This window comes from Microvirga makkahensis, assembly GCF_009830105.1.
Taxonomy (GTDB): Bacteria; Pseudomonadota; Alphaproteobacteria; order Rhizobiales; family Beijerinckiaceae; genus Microvirga; species Microvirga makkahensis.
Genome location: NZ_WURB01000007.1, coordinates 207,603 through 228,757, shown reverse-complemented (window position 1 = coordinate 228,757; position 21,155 = coordinate 207,603). Strand labels below are relative to the sequence as shown.

19 protein-coding genes, 1 pseudogene and 1 riboswitch are annotated in these 21,155 nt (G+C 61.2%); of the genes and pseudogenes, 14 read left to right on the top strand and 6 right to left on the bottom strand.

Going from position 1 to position 21,155, the window contains the following annotated elements; translation table 11 throughout:
- Positions 1 to 95: 95 nt before the first annotated feature.
- A riboswitch (glycine riboswitch) is annotated at positions 96 to 184 on the bottom strand.
- Between the two features lie 130 nt (positions 185 to 314).
- Positions 315 to 962, bottom strand: a complete 648-nt coding sequence (locus tag GR328_RS12370) for a trimeric intracellular cation channel family protein (RefSeq protein ID WP_160884829.1) — start codon at positions 960 to 962, stop codon at positions 315 to 317.
- A gap of 226 nt (positions 963 to 1,188) precedes the next feature.
- Positions 1,189 to 1,908 (bottom strand): hypothetical protein, encoded by a 720-nt coding sequence (locus tag GR328_RS26850; protein ID WP_205789936.1) that lies wholly within the window; start codon positions 1,906 to 1,908, stop codon positions 1,189 to 1,191.
- A 1,076-nt stretch (positions 1,909 to 2,984) separates the two neighbouring features.
- Between GR328_RS26850 and GR328_RS12355 the strand changes: the two genes are divergently transcribed.
- A complete protein-coding gene (locus GR328_RS12355; RefSeq protein WP_160884827.1) occupies positions 2,985 to 3,233 on the top strand; it encodes a hypothetical protein in 249 nt (82 codons plus the stop codon).
- Between the two features lie 731 nt (positions 3,234 to 3,964).
- Here GR328_RS12355 and GR328_RS12350 read toward each other — a convergent pair.
- Positions 3,965 to 5,305, bottom strand: a complete 1,341-nt coding sequence (locus GR328_RS12350; protein ID WP_160884826.1) for a beta-propeller fold lactonase family protein — start codon at positions 5,303 to 5,305, stop codon at positions 3,965 to 3,967.
- Positions 5,306 to 5,408: 103 nt separating this feature from the next.
- On the opposite strand from GR328_RS12350, the gene GR328_RS12345 reads away from it, so the two are divergent.
- Together GR328_RS12345 and GR328_RS12340 are read left to right on the top strand one after the other, a co-directional pair.
- Positions 5,409 to 6,758 carry a HupE/UreJ family protein gene (locus GR328_RS12345; protein ID WP_160884825.1) on the top strand — a complete coding sequence of 450 codons (1,350 nt, stop codon included), beginning with the start codon at positions 5,409 to 5,411 and terminating at the stop codon, positions 6,756 to 6,758.
- A 609-nt stretch (positions 6,759 to 7,367) separates the two neighbouring features.
- Positions 7,368 to 9,059 (top strand): methyl-accepting chemotaxis protein, encoded by a 1,692-nt coding sequence (locus GR328_RS12340; RefSeq protein WP_160884824.1) that lies wholly within the window; start codon positions 7,368 to 7,370, stop codon positions 9,057 to 9,059.
- A 514-nt stretch (positions 9,060 to 9,573) separates the two neighbouring features.
- Here the strand turns inward: GR328_RS12340 and GR328_RS12335 are convergent.
- A complete protein-coding gene (locus tag GR328_RS12335) occupies positions 9,574 to 9,747 on the bottom strand; it encodes a hypothetical protein (protein ID WP_160884823.1) in 174 nt (57 codons plus the stop codon).
- A gap of 227 nt (positions 9,748 to 9,974) precedes the next feature.
- On the opposite strand from GR328_RS12335, the gene GR328_RS12330 reads away from it, so the two are divergent.
- A complete protein-coding gene (locus tag GR328_RS12330; protein ID WP_160884822.1) occupies positions 9,975 to 10,271 on the top strand; it encodes a hypothetical protein in 297 nt (98 codons plus the stop codon).
- On the opposite strand, the pseudogene GR328_RS27340 reads toward GR328_RS12330, so the two are convergent.
- Positions 10,239 to 10,433 (bottom strand): annotated as a pseudogene (locus GR328_RS27340) (hypothetical protein); the annotation flags it as partial. The gene GR328_RS12330 and the pseudogene GR328_RS27340 sit on opposite strands and share 33 nt — an antisense overlap.
- Before the next feature lie 323 nt (positions 10,434 to 10,756).
- Here GR328_RS27340 and GR328_RS12325 point away from each other — a divergent pair.
- From GR328_RS12325 to GR328_RS27335, 5 genes are read left to right on the top strand one after another with little or no spacing between them, the layout of a single operon-like run.
- Positions 10,757 to 11,740: an ABC transporter substrate-binding protein gene (locus GR328_RS12325; RefSeq protein WP_205789935.1), complete on the top strand. Its 984-nt coding sequence runs from the start codon at positions 10,757 to 10,759 to the stop codon at positions 11,738 to 11,740.
- Entirely contained in the window at positions 11,740 to 12,504 is a 765-nt protein-coding gene (locus GR328_RS12320) for an ABC transporter ATP-binding protein (protein ID WP_160884820.1), read from the top strand. Before GR328_RS12325 ends, GR328_RS12320 begins: the two co-directional genes overlap by 1 nt.
- Positions 12,501 to 13,253 carry an ABC transporter permease gene (locus GR328_RS12315; protein ID WP_160884819.1) on the top strand — a complete coding sequence of 251 codons (753 nt, stop codon included), beginning with the start codon at positions 12,501 to 12,503 and terminating at the stop codon, positions 13,251 to 13,253. The genes GR328_RS12320 and GR328_RS12315 overlap by 4 nt, the downstream gene beginning before the upstream one ends.
- A gap of 27 nt (positions 13,254 to 13,280) precedes the next feature.
- Positions 13,281 to 13,658 (top strand): SaoD/DsrE family protein, encoded by a 378-nt coding sequence (locus tag GR328_RS12310; RefSeq protein ID WP_160884818.1) that lies wholly within the window; start codon positions 13,281 to 13,283, stop codon positions 13,656 to 13,658.
- 55 nt (positions 13,659 to 13,713) lie between these two features.
- Positions 13,714 to 13,941 carry a hypothetical protein gene (locus GR328_RS27335; RefSeq protein WP_246215835.1) on the top strand — a complete coding sequence of 76 codons (228 nt, stop codon included), beginning with the start codon at positions 13,714 to 13,716 and terminating at the stop codon, positions 13,939 to 13,941.
- Positions 13,942 to 14,985: 1,044 nt separating this feature from the next.
- Here the strand turns inward: GR328_RS27335 and GR328_RS12300 are convergent.
- Positions 14,986 to 15,939, bottom strand: a complete 954-nt coding sequence (locus GR328_RS12300) for a LysR substrate-binding domain-containing protein (protein WP_160884817.1) — start codon at positions 15,937 to 15,939, stop codon at positions 14,986 to 14,988.
- Between the two features lie 164 nt (positions 15,940 to 16,103).
- Between GR328_RS12300 and GR328_RS12295 the strand changes: the two genes are divergently transcribed.
- The 5 genes from GR328_RS12295 (at position 16,104) to GR328_RS12275 (ending at position 21,153) form a co-directional block, all read left to right on the top strand.
- A complete protein-coding gene (locus tag GR328_RS12295; RefSeq protein ID WP_160884816.1) occupies positions 16,104 to 17,141 on the top strand; it encodes an ABC transporter substrate-binding protein in 1,038 nt (345 codons plus the stop codon).
- A gap of 87 nt (positions 17,142 to 17,228) precedes the next feature.
- A complete protein-coding gene (locus GR328_RS12290) occupies positions 17,229 to 18,281 on the top strand; it encodes an ABC transporter ATP-binding protein (RefSeq protein ID WP_160884815.1) in 1,053 nt (350 codons plus the stop codon).
- The gene (locus GR328_RS12285; RefSeq protein WP_160884814.1) at positions 18,278 to 19,201 is read left to right on the top strand and encodes an ABC transporter permease; all 924 of its coding nucleotides are present in this window, start codon (positions 18,278 to 18,280) and stop codon (positions 19,199 to 19,201) included. The genes GR328_RS12290 and GR328_RS12285 overlap by 4 nt, the downstream gene beginning before the upstream one ends.
- On the top strand, positions 19,198 to 20,004 hold the full coding sequence (locus GR328_RS12280; protein ID WP_160884813.1) for an ABC transporter permease: 807 nt from the start codon (positions 19,198 to 19,200) through the stop codon (positions 20,002 to 20,004). Before GR328_RS12285 ends, GR328_RS12280 begins: the two co-directional genes overlap by 4 nt.
- A gap of 12 nt (positions 20,005 to 20,016) precedes the next feature.
- Complete coding sequence (locus GR328_RS12275) at positions 20,017 to 21,153, top strand: NAD(P)/FAD-dependent oxidoreductase (RefSeq protein ID WP_160884812.1); 1,137 nt, start codon at positions 20,017 to 20,019, stop codon at positions 21,151 to 21,153.
- Positions 21,154 to 21,155 lie beyond the last annotated feature (2 nt).

Sequence of the window (21,155 nt, the reverse complement as noted above, 5' to 3'; positions counted from 1 at the left end):
CCCGCCATTGGCCTGAGGGCTTCCTCGCAGCCGGCTTGATTGGCGGCGACTTACACCGTGGGCGGGAGTGGGACGCTCCGCTTTTCAGAGTGTTGCACTTGCAAGCGGTTCTCGGGGCCTGGGAGTTTCCGGGGCGGCTGCTCCTTCGGCGGTCAGCATGCTGGCTTTCTCCCGCTTGCAGCGGTTCGGAACCTAAGCCGGTTCGCGGCGGAACTGCGAAGCCTGGATGCGACCCGCACCCCTTGCTGTCCATTCGAGCCACAAGATGCAGTCCTGTTGCAGGAAGGGCACATGTTGCCCGCCGAACGCGCCCATCAACGGAGATCGATCTCATCCCGCGTGCGCCCGGGCCGCGGCCGATACCGCGGCAGGGACCAGTCCCACCGCAGGGCCGCCGCCCGGATCGCGAAGGCGACCAGGAAGCCGCCGGCCAGTGCGTACTCGCGCGCGATCCCGGCTAGCGCCATGGCGACAAAGATCGCCGCCCCGCTCAAAGCCGCCGACACATAGATCTCGCGGCTGAGGATGACCGGGCTTTCTCCACCCAAAATATCCCTGACGATGCCCCCGAAGGTGGCTGTGATCACGCCCATCGCGACGGCGACAATGGGAGCCGCCTGGGCAAGCAGCGCCTGCTCGGCCCCGGTCACTGCGAACAGGGCCATGCCGACGGCATCGAACCACAGCAGGAGCTTGAGCCGCGACTGCGGAATGTGAGCGAGGAAGAATGCCGCGCAGGAGACCAGAACGCAGGTGATTAGGTACGCCGGCTCCCGCACCCAGAATACCGGAAGCGCGTTGATGAGCGTGTCGCGGATCGTTCCGCCACCGATTCCGGTCGCCGTGCCGAGCAGCACGAAGCCGACGAGGTCCATTTGCTTGCGCGAGGCGACCAGCGCTCCGGTCGTCGCGAAGACCATGATCCCGAACCAGTCGAGTAGGGCGGCAAACGTGTCGAACATCGGTCAGGAATCCATCTGAGCGTAAGAGATCCACTGCGCGGAGTCCGTCCAGGGCTGGACGCCGAGCAGGGGCAGGGCCTCACCCATGACACGTTGCGTCACAGGCACTGCATTCTACCCGGAGGTGCGGAACCCGAAGGTTTCCGGCAGGCCGCGCGGCTCGTCAAGGACCGTCAGGAACAGGTAGCGCGGAGCATCGATGGGGCGACGCCGACGAAGAAGGTCATCACCTTCTCCTTCGAGTAGCGTCGCTGACGACCTTTTCCGAGGTGCCGGTCTTGCCGTCGATCCGGATCGGCCCAAGCGCGCAGCCCGCCGGGCTGATCCGGCCAATACCATGTCCGAAGGCGGCCGTGACGTCGCTCCACCGTGACGGCACGTTGGGCGTGGAACTCTCGGCAAGCTCAGTCAGGATCCTGCCGAACTGGCCCAGCGTCCGCAGGAATGGCTGGAATCCGGGTGCGCCAATGGCCAGTGCCATCCGGCCCATGGCGATGTTCGACGAGCAGAGGAAGCTCTCGAGCAGCGTCAGGACCTGTTTTTTGCCGCGGAAGTCATCGATAGCGGCACCGCCGATGGTGAGCGGCCGGCTGACGAAGGTCGAGCGCAGCGTGAACCGCCCAGTGTCCAGCGGGAGCGCCCTGGCTGCGCCAGGAGGGAGGCGGAGCAGCCGGGGCTGGCCCGCCGGTTGTGCCGGAAGATGGTTTTGCCGTGCCGGTCCTGGATGGGCTCGATCAGGGTCGGCCGGATGACGGAAAGGCCACTGACGCTTCGTTCTGCTCGATGTAGCCGTTGGCGGCCATCCGCTCAGGACCCAGTTGCGGCGGGCCATCGCCGCCTCGGGATGGCGAGAGAGGTGATGATTGTTTGGCCCCTTGGGCAGGGCAGCGAGATAGGCGGCCGCGGCCAGGCTCAGCTCGTGCACCACCTTGTCGGAACAGCCCAACGCTGCGACGATCTCATGCTGACCCTCTCGACCGATCAGCAGTCAGGGCCGCAAGCCGCATCGCACTTGGCCCGAGCGCGACTTCTGAGGTCGCGTTGCCGATTGACAGGCGGGATGGAGGAAGATCACCATTTCCAGCGGGCGTGCCACAAGGATGGCCGCCATGGACGCCTTCAGGAACGGGAAATCCGGGTGACGGAGGACTCGATGCGCAAGGCGGCCGAGACACGGACCGGGACGATTTCCTGCGCCGCGAGAACTGGGGGTCAACGTCGAAGCTGAACGCGGCACCCATCTCCCGCCTATAGCGTCAGGCTTGTACCAGACTTCGGATGGTGAGCGCATCCCCGTCGCGGCGATAGCTGCCGTGTTATCGAAGATGCACCATGTTTCGACGCCCGATGCGGCATCCCTCGTGAGCACCTCCGCGATGGCTGCCAGAGATTCCGCGCTCCACCCGGCTCAGGGACGAGTCACTCGAGGACCCCGCCTGGGCTGCGATCGAGTATGTCGTCAGCAAGCCTGATGCCACACGCTGGCTTGGGGAACAGGCCGGAGATTGCATTGATGCTTCAGCGCCGGCAAACGGAGTCGCAAGCCGGTTAGGCGATAACCCGGCATGCAACCTCACTCTTAACTCTCACACGGGAATCCATCTATGCATCTCTTCGGAACTCGGAATCCGGCCTGGAACACCGGACAACCCGGCAGGCGCGAAGATTATCCTCCCCCGCTACACCCGGGGTGAGGATGGACGCCTGTCTATCACGCCAGGGTGCACGTCCTCCGAAGAGATGGAGGGCGGATCAACTCCCTTCAGGATGAACTCGACGAGATCCGAGAGAGAACTCAGCGCGCATTCCAGCTTACCTGACACCAACATCTTGGGACCTTGTACCCCCTCGGAGCGGCGGAGTTACCCCTTCGGGCGAGAGCCTGAATCAAGCGGGGAACGTATACTCACCGAAAGACCTCATACGGGAGGCCACCAAATGAGGGTTACGATTTCTGCTTGTACCAACAAGGCGTTCTCGCACGGCCTCCTGCCGCTGGCTCACCTGAAACTGAGACCGCTCATGGCAGTGAATGATAACAATGCTCTGTTCAGTCCCCCGAGAAGTTGCCTCTCCTCACATGGCAAACGGGCAGTGTACAGGCGCGTCGCGTTCATCATTGCTGTGCTTGCCATCGTCGCGGGCATCATCACGCTGCCTCTGCTTCAAGGTTTTGCGGTTCCCATCATGGCGGCCAGCGAGGAGGGGCCAGAGGTTCTCCGCGGCAGCCAGATCGCTCCGACCCTTCTACAGCCACGTGGGAATGGTTGAGACGGTTCTCATGAGCCACCTGTACGCGGAGTTGAGGCGATCGGGGTGATGCTTGGAACAGATTTCGACCCCGCGTGCCCTTCGGCATCAATGGGAGTCCCGCATTTTTGGCTTGGACTGGCAGGCCGCTATGTGGATGAAGCCCATGAAAAAGCCTCACCGGGGCCTGGCCGAACGGGGCTGAAGGCTACGGAGGTCCGGTACAAGGAGAGCACAGGAGCTGAGGAGCGCCTCCGCTATGGTACAGCTCCTAGAGGCAGGGCATGTTGCGCTACAATGCCGGAGCACGGTGGTCATGATCCAGAAGGAGCGCATGGGCGAGTGGAAGCGGTCTATGAGGGTGAGCTTGGGGGCGCTGGATCACGTTCAAGGTCCATGAGAGTGAGGATGACGGCCCCGTCGTATGTGTCACGGCGACACCCCTGGCCCATGTGGAGCGGACCGAAACTGGTTCGAAGCCGAGGAGATCCTCAAGGAGGCCTGGAGGTCGCCACCGGGCCAAAAAGCAGCTGTTGCACTCGCTGTCGTGGCCCAAGGGCGGTTCGCAATGAGTGCTGCCTGCTCCACCCTCGAGGTCGGCCGCGCGAACATCGCCGAAGTGAGGCCGACAGAGACAAGAGCCAAGGCGCCACGTCAGCGCTCAAGATCGTGCAAGGGAGCTACCTGCAAAGACCAATCGTGCAAGCACCGGCCCCGATCAGGAGCCGGCGCCGAAGCGAATTCGAGTCGACCTACTGCGCCGTCGGCCAAGGCATAGCTGCATTGACCGTTGTGACAGGACCGATACCCTTGTTCACGAACTTCTGCAGGCGCTTACCCGTATAAGTCTCAGTTGTGTAGATGTTCCCCTTGGAGTCTACAGCGATGGAGTGCACGCCGAGGAACATGCCGGGCTGGCGGCCGCCATAGCCGAAATTGTAGAGCTCCTCCATGGTCTGGCGGTTGAATACGCGCACATGCTCGTTCACGCCATCAGCGACGTAGAGGAACCGCTGCTCGGGATCATGGGAGAAATCAATGTCCCACACCGAGCCGTCGGCCAGGGTCTGCGTGGCGACGAACACTTCTTTGACGAAGGTCCCATCGGTCCGGAAGATTTGGATACGATCATTCGGGCGGTCGCAGACATAGACGAAACCGTCCTTGGATACATTGGAGCAGTGGACGGGATTCCGGAACTGCTGGGCCACTGGAGCCGCTGGATCGTAGGGCGGCAGGACCTCGTCGGTCGGCGGCTTGCCGTATGCACCCCAGTAGCGCTTGATCTTACCTGTATCCATGTCGACCACGGCTACACGGTGGTTGAGATAGCCGTCCGAGAGGTAGGCCTCGTTAGCGTCCTCAACAAGGTCGATCTTCGCGACCCGGCCGAAACTCTCCTGATCATGGCTGTTGGCCTGATAGGTTGGCGTGGCAGGAGCGGCGGCAGGAGCCGCCGCTCCTGCGGCGGGAACACCACCGCCCGGCGCCACACCAGCATATCCGGCCATCGGGTCCGAGGCCATAGCCGCAGCCTTTACCTGGCGGGCATTCGCCCGACCCCACTGGGCGACGAACTTGCCGTCGCGGGTGAACTTCAGGACGTGTGCATCGCCGGCGCCGTTGCCGCCGATATAGACGAAGCCGTCCGCGTCTACCGCGATGCCGTGGTTCGATGTCGGCCACTCATATTCGCCAGTCGGAGAGGGACCGCCCCACGCATTGACCAGATTGCCCGCCTGATCGAACTCCATGATCGGTGGTGAGGGATTGCAGCATTCTCCGACACGCTGCCCGGCGCGGTTGCCGGAAATCGGAACCGCCAGTTCCGTATTGTCGAGTGCGGCCGGATCCCAGCCACGGTGGACGATCCAGATATGGTCGCGCGAGTCGACCGCTACGCCGATCGTCTGGCCGAGCACCCAATTGTTGGGCATGGGTTTTGGCCAGAACGGGTCGACCTCGAAGCGCGGGGCCTCCTTGCTCTGCGCAATCGCCTTCCTCAACAGGAGTTGGCCCGCGCCGAGCGCTGCCATCACCGTCAGGAAACTTACGCCGACAAACGCCTTGCGACTCCAGAAGAGCTGTCTCATTCTGTTTCCTCCCGGCCCCTTTGCCGGGCAGCTTGGCGCCGCTCTTGTCAATGAATCGAAATGTAGCCAAGCTGGACTCTGTTGTCGAGAACCATTGAGAATCATGGCGCCCTTCCGGATCGTCTTTGCGTTCATCATCGCAGCCGCCGTGTTGATCGGCGGGCCTGTACGCACTGCGGCTCATGAGGTGCCCAACGAGGTCACGGTTCTCGCCTTCCTGAAGCCGGAGGGCAAGACACTGACCTTCCTGGTGCGGGTACCGATGGATTCGCTGCGCGACGTGGACGTGCCGCTAAAGCCCAACGGATTCCTGGATTTGTCGCGGATCAACGCGCCGCTGCAGCACGCCGCCCAGATCTGGATCCGCGATTTCGTCGAGATCTATGAGAACGGCACCTTGCTGGCGAAGCCGCAGCTTGTCGGTGCGCGGGTGTCGCTGGCCTCCGACCGCTCCTTTGCGAGCTACGACCAGGCGCTGGCCCACACCCGGAGCGGTCCGCTGCCGACTGACACGGAGATCTACTGGAAGCAGGGTCTGCTGGACGTCGCCTATGAATACGCGATCGAGTCGGACCGATCGGATTTCGCGATCCGGCCTGGACTGACCCGTCTCGGGCTCCAGGTCAACGTCATGATGCGCTTCCTGCCGCCTAGCAACCCGGAGCGGGTGTTCGACGTTCACGCCGATGTCGGCATCGTGCATCTCGATCCGAGTTGGCTGCAGGCATTCCTGCTTTTCGCTGAGGACGGCTTCCGCCACATCCTGGAGGGCATCGACCATCTTCTCTTCCTGCTCGCCTTGGTCATCCCATTCCGACGCTTCCGCCCACTTGCCGTCGTGGTGACCGCCTTTACGATCGCTCATTCGATCACGCTGATTGCTTCAGCCTATGGCCTGGCGCCGAGCGCCTTGTGGTTCACGCCACTGATCGAGACGCTTGTTGCGGTCTCGATCCTCTATATGGCGCTGGAGAACATCGTCGGCCCCAGCACCGAGAGGCGCTGGTTCGTCGCCTTCGCCTTTGGTCTCGTGCATGGTTTCGCCTTCTCGTTCCTGCTGAGCGAACGCCTGCAATTTGCCGGCTCCCACCTGATCACCTCGCTATTGGCGTTTAATGTCGGTGTGGAGGTCGGCCAGCTGATTGTGCTGGCGGTGGCCGTTCCGGCGCTTGATCTCCTGTTCAGGTATGTGGTGCCTGAAAGGATCGGCATGATTCTCCTGTCAGCACTGGTGGCGCATACGGCTTGGCACTGGATGACGGAGCGCGGCGCTGAGCTCACGCAACATCCCTGGCCGGTGATCGACGCCGCGGCGCTGTCGACCGCGCTCTGGTGGGCGATGGCCGCAGTTGCGGCGGGGGCGACGCTCTGGCTGTTCTCTGGCCTGGTGCGGGGCTGGCAGTCGCCCCGTGACGGGGAAGGTGACCAGGCCGCCCCGCCTCGTGCTTCCTAGTCCTCTGCGTGTGCCGGCCTAGTCCCTAGCCGATCTGCTCGCCAAGAGGCCAGACGCCGCCTATGTGCCGACGATAACCGATCTTGCTTCGGTTTGGCGGAGAGTGGTTTGTTAGTCGCTCGGCCAGCCTTGCTTCTCGCCTCGGTGACAAACCGTCTCGTACAACGCGACGATCCCACGACCGAGCAGCATCGCCTCGCCTCGACAAGGCGGAGGTTCAGAGGGAACCTGAAATACAACCTAACCCCATGAGGGATGATCTAGGGCGGGAGCCGGTGGCGCTTGTAGCTGACGGATTGGACATGCTGCCGCTCTCAGACCGGCGTCACTGAGCAAAAATTACCGTGACATCACCACTCGGAGTAGCTTGGATGCTGTCGTTCAGCTTCGATCTATCCGTGAGCTGCGGTGGCCGATCGCAGCCGATTTGACCCAGGCCCTCTACGTCGTATTGCCTGCCGAGCAGGTTTCGCAACCTGACAGCTATAGCACAGTCAAATGCAAGCCATACGCAAGCTTCGGCTGATACGGCTGTTCGAATCCCGAATCCGTGCGCCATGGGGCGTGCGCCCCCCCCCGCGGCGATGCGGGCAGCTCAAAGAGACGGCCATGCGATTTCTCAACAACCTAAGGCTCATCACGAAACTGGCTATTCCGGGCACAATATTCATCGCCATCACAATTGGCCTGATCGTCCTTTCTATCTGGGGCCTTAGAGAGATGGCCCGCGACACGCAGGAGATCGTCGATGGTGAAGCCGCCCGCTTGGCCATTACCCTTCAGATCGGCACGGAGGTCAACGAAGCGACGGCTCAGGAAAAGAACCTGCTTGCTTTGAGCGACCCGGCACGGTTCGGGCGAATTGCAGAACTCTATAACGAGTACAAGGAATTGGCTCTTAAAAGTGTTGATCGGCTGCTAGCTCTTGCTGATACGCCGGAGCGCAAGTCAGCGGCGAACAACGTCAAATCAACTGTCGCGGCCTATTTCGAGATCATCGATAGAAGCGTCGCGCTTGGGGCGAGGAACGAGGATGAGGCTGCCCTGGCGATCTCAGATGGCGAGGGGCGCGATGCACGCATCAAGGTTCGTAAGCTGTTGGAAGAGCGTGCCGAGGTCAGTAAGAAGGCGCTCGCAAAGGCTAAAGATGACGCTGCTAGTCTCGCGGAGGACACGCAGCAAATCTTGATCGTTTCAGGGGTACTTGGCATTGTAGCGGCTCTTGGCCTCGCGGGTGCCATTACCGTCTATGGCGTTACTCGCCCGCTCGGAACCATGGCCAGCGCAATGGGCAGACTTGCCGAAGGCGATTTGACGGTCCACGTGACAGGTGTCGAGCGTAAGGATGAGGTGGGTCTGTTGGCGCGCTCGCTTCAGGTCTTCAAGGACAATGCAATTGAGGCTCGCCGCCTGACTGCTGAGCAGGAGGCGGAGAACGAGACCAAAATGCGCCGGGTTCAGATGCTTGATCATTTGACCAGGCAGTTCGAAACCGATATCTCGGCTCTGACGCAAGGTCTCGCTTCTGCCGCCACAGAAATGGAGGCAACGGCACAGTCCATGTCGGCTACCGCCAGCCAGACCAACAATCAGGCAGTGAGTTTGGCCTCTGCCGCCGAGCAGACTTCAGCGAACGTGCAGACCGTTGCAGCGGCTACTGAAGAACTCTCCATCTCGATCCGTGAGATCGCCGGACAGGTGATCCAGTCTTCCCACATTGCGGAGCGAGCCGTGGAGGATGCACGCCGTACGGATACAACCGTCCGGCAGCTTGCGGCAACGGCCGAGCGGATCGGGGACGTTGTTGCTCTTATCAACAACATCGCCAGCCAGACTAACCTCCTTGCTCTCAATGCCACCATTGAGGCCGCACGCGCAGGCGAAGCTGGTAAGGGCTTTGCGGTTGTCGCATCTGAGGTGAAGGATCTGGCCAATCAGACCGCCAAGGCTACCGAGGAGATCTCGCAGCAGATTGCCTCGGTCCAGCAGGCGACAGCACAGGCTGTTCCGGCTATTCAGCAGATTGCCAAGACAATCAGCGAGATGTCGCAGATTTCGACCTCGATTGCCGCGGCGATGGAAGAGCAGGGCGCTGCGACGGCGGAGATCGCCCGCAACACTCAGGAGGCGGCACGCGGTACCGATCAGGTGACTGACAACATCAGCGACGTCCGGCTTGGTGCGGGCGCGACGGGCTCAGCAGCGTCTCAGGTCCTGAGCGCAGCTCAGGAGCTTGCGCGGCATTCGGACAGCCTGGGTCACGCGGTTGGAAACTTTCTCATGGGCGTCAAAGCCGCCTAACTCTCTCCGGGCTGTCCGTACGGGCCCACTCTTCGCCTGTTTTGGAGAGTAGAGTTGTATCGGAGGATGCCACATTACCCTGAGGAGACCGCAACAAGTCCTACCTTGCCGATTTCAGGAGAGCACGCCTGTTGCGGTTTCCCATGCCATGGCTTAGTCCAGGCGATGCGGACGGATTTCGGGCGTTCAAGCTCAAGCATGCGGTTGAGGGCATGAGCTGCAATGGCAATGTCGGTCGCGCGGCACTGATCCGTCCCTGGACGTAAGGCTTTGCGGGTCACTCGTCTCAGCCAGCCTAAGGCAGCCTCTGCCAGAGATCGCCCATTGTACCCGGACCGCTTCTGCCAGGCCCTGTGTCCATGCTCTGCAATGCTTTGAGGGTGCTGATCGCGCTGGGTTGGGGGCTGTCCATCCTCGCTCAGCACCGCGGTTGATCGTGCGGGACGATCACGTTAGCCTCAGGATGCGATCGGCGACAATGAGGGAGAGGCCCGTCCGATCGGAGGCACCATCGCTAGGACGTGAGGGAGTTGGACCGGTGATGGGTCAAGCGGAGCTCCGAGTGGCAGCCGATGGTCCTCTCGGTGCCCGGATTCCACACGCCGATGATCCTGTCGCGGTCCGTCGCCATCACGGCATCGGCCGCAGCTGTGTGGATCGCGTCCGCCAGCAACCGGGTCAGATCCATGTGGGCCTCCTGATCCCCACCGCGAGCCAATTTGGACGCCGGGACATCAACGTTGCTCGGATGTAGGCTCTATTGCGCCTCCGGTCGGTGTGGCCCCGAGCCGAACAGGTGCACGGTCAGCGGCGCGGCCGCCCCAGTTGGCACCGCGCTGGCACTGCCAGGGTCCCGTCGCGTTGGGGCGTCCGGAATGGAGCCTATCCTGCAACCGGCTCCCGGTGAGCGGACGCATGCTCATGAAACCCCGGGGCAATCTGTCATTCCGCCAGGTCCTGGGCAGTGTGCCGGATCGCCCGGCCGATGTTGCCTGCCGTAGTTCGTGCGGCCCGTCCGAAGTGGTCGCCGGGCATCTCGGGCGCACACTCGTCCTCACAGCCACGATCCGCGCCGATGCCGTGTTCATAGACCATCCGTCCGCCAAGGTAGCCCGAGTTCGTCACAGGGGCGGCTCCGGCGAGACGAGCAAACAGGTACCCAGCACTTGGCCGCCGGTCGGGGTCGGAGAAGCGGGCACACAAGAAACCTGAATTCTCGCCCTTGAAGCGGGCCTCGCACTCCTCTGCGCCGGAGTTGACACGATCTTGTGTGAGAAGGAGCGCTTCAGTGGCTTCACCGAACTCTGACCGTAGCGTGGCTTCATGGACAAGGCGGGTCTGCGGATGCGAGTCCCGGCTACGCAGGAGGTCGATTCCTCATCGCTCACTCCTCCGTCTTGGGATCTCGCCTTTGTCAGTTATGTGGAAGCGAAACAAATTCCTACGAAAATACGTACATCGAATGTGAAATAAGATAATTGCACATCAAAATTTGACTTTTTCTCCTGCGCCCACCAGATTGGATCAACGCTGATCGGGCGAGGAATGCGTCCCGAGTTCGGCAACTCCGAAAGTTTTGAGACGTTACCGGCCGTGACTCACTAGAGGAGCAGATCATGGGCTGCTGCGACAAACCATTTACCTTCGAACCTGAAGGGCCCCTCGTTGCTGCTCCCCCTCCTGTGAGCCGGCGTGGCTTGATCAAGGGCGTAGCGGCAGCTGCCGGTGCACTCGCTACGCTTGGCGGCGGCAGTGCGTCCGCTCAGTCCAAGCAGATCAAGCTGGCCTTCTGCAGTCAGCTCCTTTGTGTTGTTCCCTATGAGGTGGCCCGCGCTGGCGGGCACTTCGCGAAAGAGGAGCTCAATGTGGAGTTGGTCTATACCCGCGGGGGCAACGCTGCGATGCAGGCCCTTGTCGGCTCCGCTGTCGATTACGCTGCGACATCGCTCGATGTCGCACTCCAAGCCTATGTCCGTGGCGCTGACATCCGCCGTTTCGCCACCACGGGCCGCCTGCCGCTGTTTGCCGTCGCGACAGCACCCGACAACGCGCAAGAGATCAAGCGGATTGAGGACTTGGCCGGAAAGACCATTGGCGTCTCGGCTCTTGGCAATGCCGACCATGCTTTGATGCTTTTCTTGCTCAAGCGTGCGAATGTTGACCCTACAACGGTGCAGTTTGCGACGCTCGGCCCGAACCTTCTCGAGGCGCTGCGCCAGGGGCAGGTTGATGCCGGACTCGTGCAGGAGCCGGCTCTGACGCTGGTCGAGAAAGCCGGCGGACGCGTTTTGGTGAATGCCATGGACACCAAGGACGCCGAGCAGTTCCTTGGCGGTCCCTACGAGTTCATGGGCGTTGCTGTGCGAGCCGGGGAAATCGAGGCGAGGCGGGCGGAGATGGAGAAGCTCGCGCGAGCTCTGCGAACCGCTCTGCAAAGTCTACAGAGCATGTCCCCGGAAGAACTCGTCAAGGCATTGCCGCCTGCGCTGACCACGGGCGCAAACTTGGATGAGATGCGCCAGGTCCTGGCGCGCTATCGTGGATCTCTGTACCCGACGACGGTGGCTATCGACCTGAACGCCTCTGCACGCGTTGCTGAAAGTTTAAAGACTGCGGGCCTTATCCCACCCGATGCGAACACATCTGGTCTTTTCGATACCTCTATTGCCGGAGCCGGCTGATGCTGCGTGCCAACAACATCACTCTTTCATACGGCAATGTGCCCGTTCTTGCAGGGGCAAGTGTGTCTGTCGAGGCAGGCCAGTTTGTCAGCCTTGTTGGACCATCCGGCTCCGGCAAAAGCAGTCTGCTACGCGCTATCATGGGCCTGCAAGAAACCACGGCGGGGACGATCGAGACCTCGGGGCTGAAGCAGACGGACATCGGCATCCTGTTTCAAGACGATGCTCTCCTGCCATGGCGAACGGCGCTTGAGAACGTTGCACTTGGTCTCCGCCTCCGCGGTGACGATCCTCGTCATGCCTTGGAGCAGGCAGAGGTGTGGCTTGAGCGGCTTGGGCTTACAGGACTTTGTGGGCGTTTCCCGCGAGAGCTGAGCGGAGGACAGCGCAAACGTGTGGCTCTGGCGCAGGTCCTTGCCTTGCGCCCGCGCTTGCTCCTAATGGATGAACCCTTCGCATCGCTTGACGCCATCGTTCGCGCTCGGGTCACGCAAGATGTCGTTGATCTTGTCGAGGGTGAGCGCATCGGCGTTTTGCTCGTGACCCACGATCTCGAAGAGGCAATTGCCCTCTCGGATGTGGTCTACCTGCTGTCGAACGGCCCCAGAGCCCACATCGCCAGCCACTACTCGATTCCGATTCCTCGGCCTCGGAATCTCGTGAAGGCCCGGTCCCACCCGGCATTTGCCCCGCTCTATGAGCGTCTTTGGTCTGACCTGTCCGAAGTGGTCGATGGACCCCGACGGCTGGGAGTCGCTGCATGAAAGTTCTTGATCGCGTTTGGCTGCGCCAGCTCTTTGCCTTGGCAGTGGTGCTGGCCCTTTGGGAGGCTGCCGGGCAGGCCGGTTGGCTGAACCCGCTTTATGCGCCGCCTCCGAGCCGCATAGCTGCGGCGCTGTTTGAGTTGTTCAGCCAGGGAGCCATCTGGTCGCATATCGAGGCGACATTCGGTGCCGCTCTTGGCGGGCTTGTTCTCGGTATTGTGGTCGGCGTTGCCCTGGGAGCCGCGGCCGCTCTTGTGCCGTTTGTGGCGGAGTTGCTTGAGCCGGTGATGATGATGCTCAATGCTGTGCCGCGCGTCGTACTCGCTCCGCTCTGCATCATCTGGTTCGGCATCGGACTGGGCTCGAAGGTGGCGCTGGCTTTTGTGCTGGTGACAGTTCTCGTGTTCTTTACTGTTTACACGGGCATCAAGCAGGTCGACCGGCGGTTGGTTGAGCGCGTGCGAACTCTTGGGGGCGGGCGCTGGACCATTCTACGCGAGGTCTACCTTCCCTTTGTGACTGCATGGATCATGGGCAATCTGAAGGTTGCCGTTGGTTTTGCCTTCACCGGCGCCGTAGTTGGGGAGTTCGTTGGCGCAAGCCGTGGTCTTGGCTATTTGCTGTCCTTTGCCCAAAGCACTTACAACTCGGCACTGATGCTGGCTCTGGTGTTCCTGATCATGGCATTTGTGCTTGCGATTTTCGGCGCCGCTGGCAAGGTCGAGAAACGTCTGCTGCGCTGGCGTTAATCCTCCGTTTCTGAGAAGGAGTTCCCGGTGAAGGTCGCTTACGTTTTCGCCACCAACAATGCTGCAACCTTCAAGCTTGGGACCATGGTCCTTCCGCAGCTTGAGGCGGGTAATCATGGTGCCGATGTGGTCGGGATGATGTTCTTCGACGACAACGTCTTTAGCCTGCGCCAAGGCGATCCGGTCGGAGAGAGGCTTGCAAAGATCGCCGAGGAAAAGGGCATTCTTCTCATGGTCTGCGACCAATGTGCGCTCCGCCGCAACTTGGCCGAAGGGGCTCCTGAGAGCTGTGGGACAGGTACGGTCACCGCGAAGGGGCTGGTCAAGGGCGTTGTTGCAGGCTGCTTCCCGCAGCTGTATGGGGCCTTGGCAGGAAACCCACCGGACCATGTGATTACTCTCTGAACCAGCTTGGCGTCCAATGTCGCGGGCGCAACTTTCAGCTCGTCAGCCCGACACGATGGCCGATTCCCTGACTGGCATCCTGTGCGCTCGTGCCCGCAAGCTCCTGGCCCGAGCCATCGCGGTCGAAGCCGAGGGTGCCGGAGGACCGCGGGCGCCTGGGCCGGCACGGGCGATCCGGATCGGCATCGGAGCGGTCCCCGTCACTGCTGCTGTCGATCCCCTGCCTGTGCAGGCTCTCACCGGCGACTTCCGGGAGGCGCTCCCAACCTCTCGCCTCCGGTGATCTCCCGGCTGACCGGCGAATGGCTGGGCGAGGGCGAGCGTTGGCCGGCCCGGATGGAAGATCAAGCCGAATGCGCCCTGATGCCGGCCGTCTTCGACCGGCCCGCTGAGCACTGGATCCAGCCGCGAGCCAGGAACCCGATCTCCAATGTGTTCGCAAACCTGCGGCATCGGACCGTGCGCACCAAGGGAGCGGTGTCGCCACCTTCCGCCCGGCCGAGGGTGTTCGAGCGCATCACGGCGGCTTCGAAACCGGGCGCCGGCTGGAGGGTGAAAACCAGTTGCCGAAGGTGATCGCCGGTGTCGGATTCCCGGACGGCGCCACGCTCGGCGCGACGCCAGCACACAACGTCGCCTGAGCGGCCCCTGCACCTGGAAGCCGCTATAGCTCCTTCGACGGTGCTCTACCTCCTAAGAGGAAGAGCGAGCAGCGCCGCCGTTCATGAGTGTAGTGCCCGAAGGACCACGCGCCTCCAACATCAAGCTCTGGTCTGCAGATTGTTGCCGCAATCGGCAGGATGCCGCCGCCGAGCTCCTTTCCAAGGATCAGTATGTCCGGTGTTGCACCGAGACGAAATGTTCACAAGAGAGCATGCGTTCCGTCTTACCGAGGCCTGCGGGAATTTCATCGTGGATCACAAGTGTTCCGGTGCGGTCACGGGCATCGCGCACATTGTGCCGGGATTCACGCGGAGGGACATAGGGAAGGGCACGGATCCATCTTGGCCCAGGGTGATAAGCCGAATGGCAATCCCGGAGAGAAGCACGAGATCGCGAGGAATGCGCTCTAGAGAAGGGCAGGCGGTCAGGAACCTCCGAGTTCAAAGGCCGGAGGCATGACCCCACCTGTCCGGTCAGGCCCATCCACACACGGTGCTCATCTTGGCACCGTCGAGAGCTGGAGCCATCCACTCCAATGCGTGGGGCAGATCTTGTTCCAGTCCCAAAAACCGGGAATTGCAATAAGAGATCGACCGCATCCCCATTCTGCTGCCGGACGGTGCTTAGCGTTACCAGTCCTCGGGACAAAGCTCTGACGCTGGCTCTACGAGCGAGATCTACGCTTCTTGGGCACGTAAGCTCCGTTGGTCGGACGGGAGGATGCGGCGGTGTTCTGCACGTGTTCGGCGAACGCCTCGACGAAGCTCTCGGCAATAGGGGATGGCCTACGCTGCGGCGGGAGAACCGCAGCGAACTCAAAGTCGATGCGAGGGAGAAAGGGGCGGGAGACGACACCTCGCGTGCTGAATTCCGCTGCCGTGAACGGATCACAGATGGAGACTCCGAAGCCGGATGAGACCATCCCGCACATTATTTCTGACAGGGTCGTCTCCACTCGCAAATCCCGAGACACCCCATGTTTGGTGAATACGGTATCAATCAGGTACCTGCTGGCACTGCCGGGTGTCAGGGAGATGAATGTCTCGCCTTCGAAGTCTCGCGGACGCAACACGTGCTTAGCGCACAGAGGATGGCCTTCAGGCAAGATGGCGACGCGTGGCAGCGCGGGCATGCGGATTGTCGGGAGGCCAGCGTGTGCGAGCGGCACTTCTGCGAAGCCGACGTCGCACTGCAGGTTGAGCACCCAATCGACGACGAGCGGCGAGATTACGCCGAACAGTGCAAAATTGAGGCTAGGGCGATCGAGGAGGAAATGGCCGGCGAAGCGTGGCAAGAAGCCGTTTGCCAGCGCCGGCAGGGCAGCAACGCGCAGTATCCCGGTTCGCCGCGTGCGGATCTCCTCCGCGGCTGCCGCAATGCGGTCGAGACCGGAGAACGAGCGCTCCACTTCCATATAGAGCGCGGTAGCCGCGGCTGTGGGCACGAGGCCGGTCCCCCGCTTTTCGAACAGCGGCATTTTCAGCAGGATCTGGAGATCCCGCAGCAGGCGGCTCACAGCAGGCTGGGTAATCCCCATCATTCCTGCAGCCGCGGTCACGCTGCCGGACAACATGACGGCTCGGAATGCTTCGACCTGTCTCAAATTGATGCCCGGCATCCTTCTTCCTTACATAACATTCAGACATGAACATAATGCCATTATGCATTTGACGATCAAGATGCGAGTTGGGATCGTTGGTTACCGTCGCGGCCGTCGGCGGATCGATAAGAGGGATCTCATCGTCGGTTAACTGGCGATCAAAAGAAGAGGGACTTAACAACATGAAGATTTCCGGCTTGTTTACTGCCGTCAGCCTGGTGGCACTTGTTGCATCAGTAGCCTCGGCATCTGCACAGCAGAAGACATTGTACGTAGCGGGATATGGCGGGTCTTTCGAGAAGACCATGCGCGATGAGGTCATCCCCGACTTCGAGAAGAAGCACAACGTCAAAGTTGAGTACGTCGCCGGCAACTCGACTGATACACTGGCCAAGCTGCAGGCGCAGAAAGGCAACCAGCAGATCGATGTCGCGATCGTCGACGATGGCCCAATGTATCAGGCGATCGAGCTTGGCTTCTGCGGAAAGATCAAAGAGCTCCCGGCAGCTGATCTGTACGAGGCCGCAAGGTTCAAGGATGACCGCGCTGTCGCGATCGGTCTCGTTGGGACCGGTTTGATGTACAATAAGCAATACTTTGAGGAGAAGGGCTGGGCTGCACCGACCTCGTGGAATGATTTAAAAGATCCGAAGTATAAGGGTTTGATCGTCATTCCGCCGATCAACAACACCTACGGTCTCTATACGCTGCTTATGTTCGCGAAGCTGAATGGTGGCGGCGAAAAGAACATCGAGCCTGGTTTCGAGGTTATGAAGAAAGAGGTGAACCCGAACGTACTCGCGTATGAGCCATCGCCGGGTAAGATGACGGAGCTCTTCCAGTCGGGTCAGGCCGCTCTTGCCGTATGGGGTACGGGACGCGTGCAGTCATTCGCGAATACCGGCTTCCCGGTCGATTTCGTTTATCCCAAAGAAGGTGCGGTGTCGCTGCTGGCTTCAGCCTGTCCGATCGAGAAGGCCGATGCATCCGCGCTTGCTTCCGAATTCGTGAAAGCGATGCTTGAGCCGAAGATCCAGCTCACCTTGCTCAAGGACTATGGCTACGGCCCGGTCAACAAGAATGTCGAGGTCCCGGCTGAACTCGGAAAGATGGCGCCGGTCGGCGAGCGAGCCGCAAAACTCTACAATCCGGATTGGGCGGCCATCAATCCTCAGCGAGAAGAGTGGACGAAGCGATGGAACCGCGAAGTCGAGCGCTGATCCGCACTGCGCCCTGACTTGGCTTCCGGCCCCGGTTTGAAGTCGGGGTCGGACATCCTTATAGCTCCAGAGGAACTGACTGAGCGCATGTCCTTTCTCGAACTGAACCGTGTCGGCAAGCGTTTCGGCGAGCACGTAGCCGTCGAAGACATGAGCCTATCCGTCGCCAAGGGTGAGTTCATCTCGCTACTTGGACCTTCAGGTTGCGGCAAGACCACGACGCTGCAGATGATTGCCGGTTTCATGGATCCAACTGCTGGCTCCATCTGCCTGAACGGACGCGACCTTACCAGTGTGAAACCGGCAAAGCGCGGCCTTGGCATTGTGTTTCAGAGCTACGCGCTGTTCCCCCACATGACGGCTGCGGAGAACATCGCCTTCGGGCTGGAGATGCGGGGTGTGCCGCGCGCCGAGCGTGACGTGCGCGTGCGCGAAGCGCTGGCCATGGTCGGTCTCGACGGCTATGCCGATCGGTACCCACGCCGGATGTCGGGCGGACAGCAGCAGCGTGTCGCGCTCGCGCGTGCGCTTGTCATCAAGCCTGATGTGCTCCTGCTGGACGAACCGCTCTCCAACCTCGATGCGAAGCTGCGCGAGGATATGCAGATCGAGCTTCGGCAGATCCAACGTAACATCGGCACCACAACTGTTCTGGTGACGCATGATCAGACAGAGGCCATGGCGCTCTCGGATCGTATCGTCGTGATGAGCAAAGGCCGGATCGAACAGATCGGCACTCCGCATGAGACCTATGAAAGGCCTGCGTCGCCCTTTGTCTCTCATTTTCTCGGAAAGACCAACGAGTTTCAGGGCGAGGTCATCCGCCGGGCAGGGGAGGCGCTCCTCGTTGCAGGCTCCTGCCAATGGCCTGCCCCGGTCGGACCTTCCGGTCCAGTGACCATCACGGTCCGGCCGGAAAAGGTCGGTTTCGACAGCGGCTCTGGCAATGGCGTCAAGGCCCGAATCACGAACCGCATCTTTCAGGGAAACCATTGGCTGTTCCAGTGCGAAACCGAATGCGGCCCGGCGATCGTCGTGCGCCAGAATACAGGCGAGGCGCAGCCCGCCGAAGGTGAGAACGTTTGCCTCGTCTGGCGCGCCGAGGATATGGGAATTCGTTCGGTGGGAGGGGCGTCATGAGCACCTCCGCCTCTGTAACGGCGGCGCAGGAATCAGCCGTCCCAGCGCCTGGAAAGCAGGAGCGTTCCGGCGCGCGCGCGCCCTGGCCGTTGCTGCTTCCAGCTCTGATCCTCTTTGTTGCCGTTGTTATTGTGCCTCTCGCGATGACGGTTCTGCTCTCCTTTCATAACTGGGGGCAGTACACAGGAATTGAGTTTGTCATCACACTTAAGAACTGGCATGAGATCTGGTCGGATCCGTACTTCTACGAGATGTTCGCCCGGACATTTCGGATTGCCGGTCTGGCGACACTCATCGCCGCGCTTTTCGGCGCGCCGGAAGCTTACATCCTCAACCGTATGCGGGCGCCCTGGAAGGGCTTCTTCCTGCTCATCATCCTCGGGCCGCTCCTCATTTCGGTCGTTGCACGCACGCTTGGGTGGGCCCTGCTTTTCGGCGGCAACAGCGGACTTGTGAACAAGGCACTGATGGCAGTCGGCGTGATCGACGGCCCCATTCCTTTCATGTTCACGGAAGCGGGCGTCGTCATTGCACTCGCCCACGTGATGATGCCTTTCATGGTGCTGTCAGTATGGGCGGCGTTGCAGCGGGTCGATCCCCAGATCGAGAATGCAGCGCTTTCGCTTGGTGCCGGACAGATGACAATCATGCGTCGGATCATCCTGCCTCAAATCATGCCGGGCGTTCTGTCCGGGGGGATCATCGTGTTTGCCCTTTCCGCGAGTGCGTTCGCAACTCCTTCGATCATTGGCGGACGACGCCTCAAGGTTGCCGCCACGCTTGCCTACGACGAGTTCCTCAACACGCTCAACTGGCCGCTTGGCGCAGCTGTTGCCGTGCTGCTGCTCGTCGCGCTTGTGCTTATCATCGTTGGCAGCAACGCCATCATCGAGCGGCGCTATTCGGAGGTGTTCAGATGAGCCGCAATGGATCCATCGCTCTCATCTTCCACACGTTCTTCGTGATCTTCATGGTTGCGCCGATCCTTGTGGTCTGCCTGGTTGCCTTCACGCCTGAGGGTTACCTCTCGCTGCCCACAAATGGGTTCTCGCTCCGGTGGTTCCGCACGATCGCCGACTATCCTGAATTCATCAACGCATTCTGGGTCAGCTTGTGGATTGGCGCGGTTTCCTCTGTGGTCGCGCTTCTGTTCGCGGTGCCCGCAGCCCTCGCGATCGCACGTCACCAGTTTCGTGGCCGCGAGGCATTGTCGGCGCTGTTCCTGTCCCCGCTGATGATCCCGCATGTGGTGCTTGGCATCGCGTTCCTGCGTTTCTTCACGCAGGCAGGGCTCAGCGGCACCTTCATCGCACTCCTCATTGCACACGTCGTCGTGGTGTTTCCATTTGCTCTGCGACTGACACTGGCGGCCGCAACCGGCATGGATCGCTCGGTCGAAATGGCGGCTGTATCTCTTGGCGCCAGCAACTGGACGCTGTTCCGCAGGGTGACACTCCCGCTTATTCTCCCTGGCGTGGTGAGTGGCTGGGCGCTTGCCTTCATTCAGTCGTTCGATGAGGTCACCATGACCGTGTTCCTCGCAGCACCGGGCATCGAGACGCTGCCGGTGCGCATGTTCCTCTATATCCAGGACAACATTGACCCGCTAGTCACTTCGGTTTCGGCAAGCGTAATCGTGATCACGATGCTTGCGCTCATTCTGCTCGATCGGTTCTACGGCCTTGAGCGGGTGCTTGCCGGACACAGCGACCGGGGGCGGTAAGGAAATATCCCAATGCGCAACAGTTATGACGTCGCCGTCGTGGGCGGAGGCCTCCTCGGCTCAGCCATCGCGTGGGGTCTCGGCCGTGTCGGCCAGCGCGTATGCGTGCTCGACGAAGGAGACATCGCCAAGCGGGCCTCGCGAGCGAACTTCGCCTTGGTCTGGGTGCAGAGCAAGGGGCTGGGGATGCCGGCCTATACCAGCTGGACCATGCAGGCTTCGGACACATGGCCGAAGCTTGCGGCCGAGCTGCTCGAGCAGACCGGTCTCGACGTCTGCTTCCAGCGCAATGGCGGTTTTCATCTCGCGCTCGGCGAGGAGGAACTCGAGCAACGCTCGCTGCTGCTGAAGCGCCTGCACAACCAACCTGGCGCTGTTGACTACAAAATGGAAATTCTCGGCCGAGAGCAGGTTGCAAGGATGCTGCCCCACATCGGTCCCGAGGTTTCGGGGGGAAGCTTCTGTCCCTACGATGGCCATGTGAACTCGCTGCGCACATTCCGGGCACTGCATACGGGATTGGCGAAGTTTGGTGTCGACTACCGGCCGGAACACCCCGTCTCCGACATCAAGCATGTCCAAGGGGAATTTCGTCTCATCAGCCCGAAGGGCGAGATCCGGGCCGGGAAGATCGTTCTTGCCGCCGGCAATGCGAACCAGACGCTTGCCCCGATGGTAGGCCTCAAGGCCCCGATGGGACCCACGCGCGGACAGATTGTTGTCACCGAACGCACCATGCCCTTCCTGCCGCATCCCCTGACGACGGTCCGGCAGACAGACGAGGGCACAGTCATGATCGGCGACAGCAAAGAAGATATGCTGGACGATACTGTCTTGAATCTGCCGATCAGTTCCGTCATGGCCGACCGGGCGCAGCGCATGTTTCCGATGCTCGGCCGTTTGAACGTGGTGCGTTCCTGGTCAGGCATCCGCGTGATGCCCAAGGATGGATTCCCGATCTATGACCAGTCCGAGTCATGCCCTGGCGCATTCGTCACCTGCTGCCACTCCGGTGTGACGCTCGCCTCCAATCACGCTTTCGAAATCGCGCCGATGGTAGCGGCCGGCGCGCTCGACAAGAACAAGCTCGGTGCATTCTCGGCCACGCGCTTCGAGAAATCGGAAGTCCGTACGAGCGGGTACTACTGAGC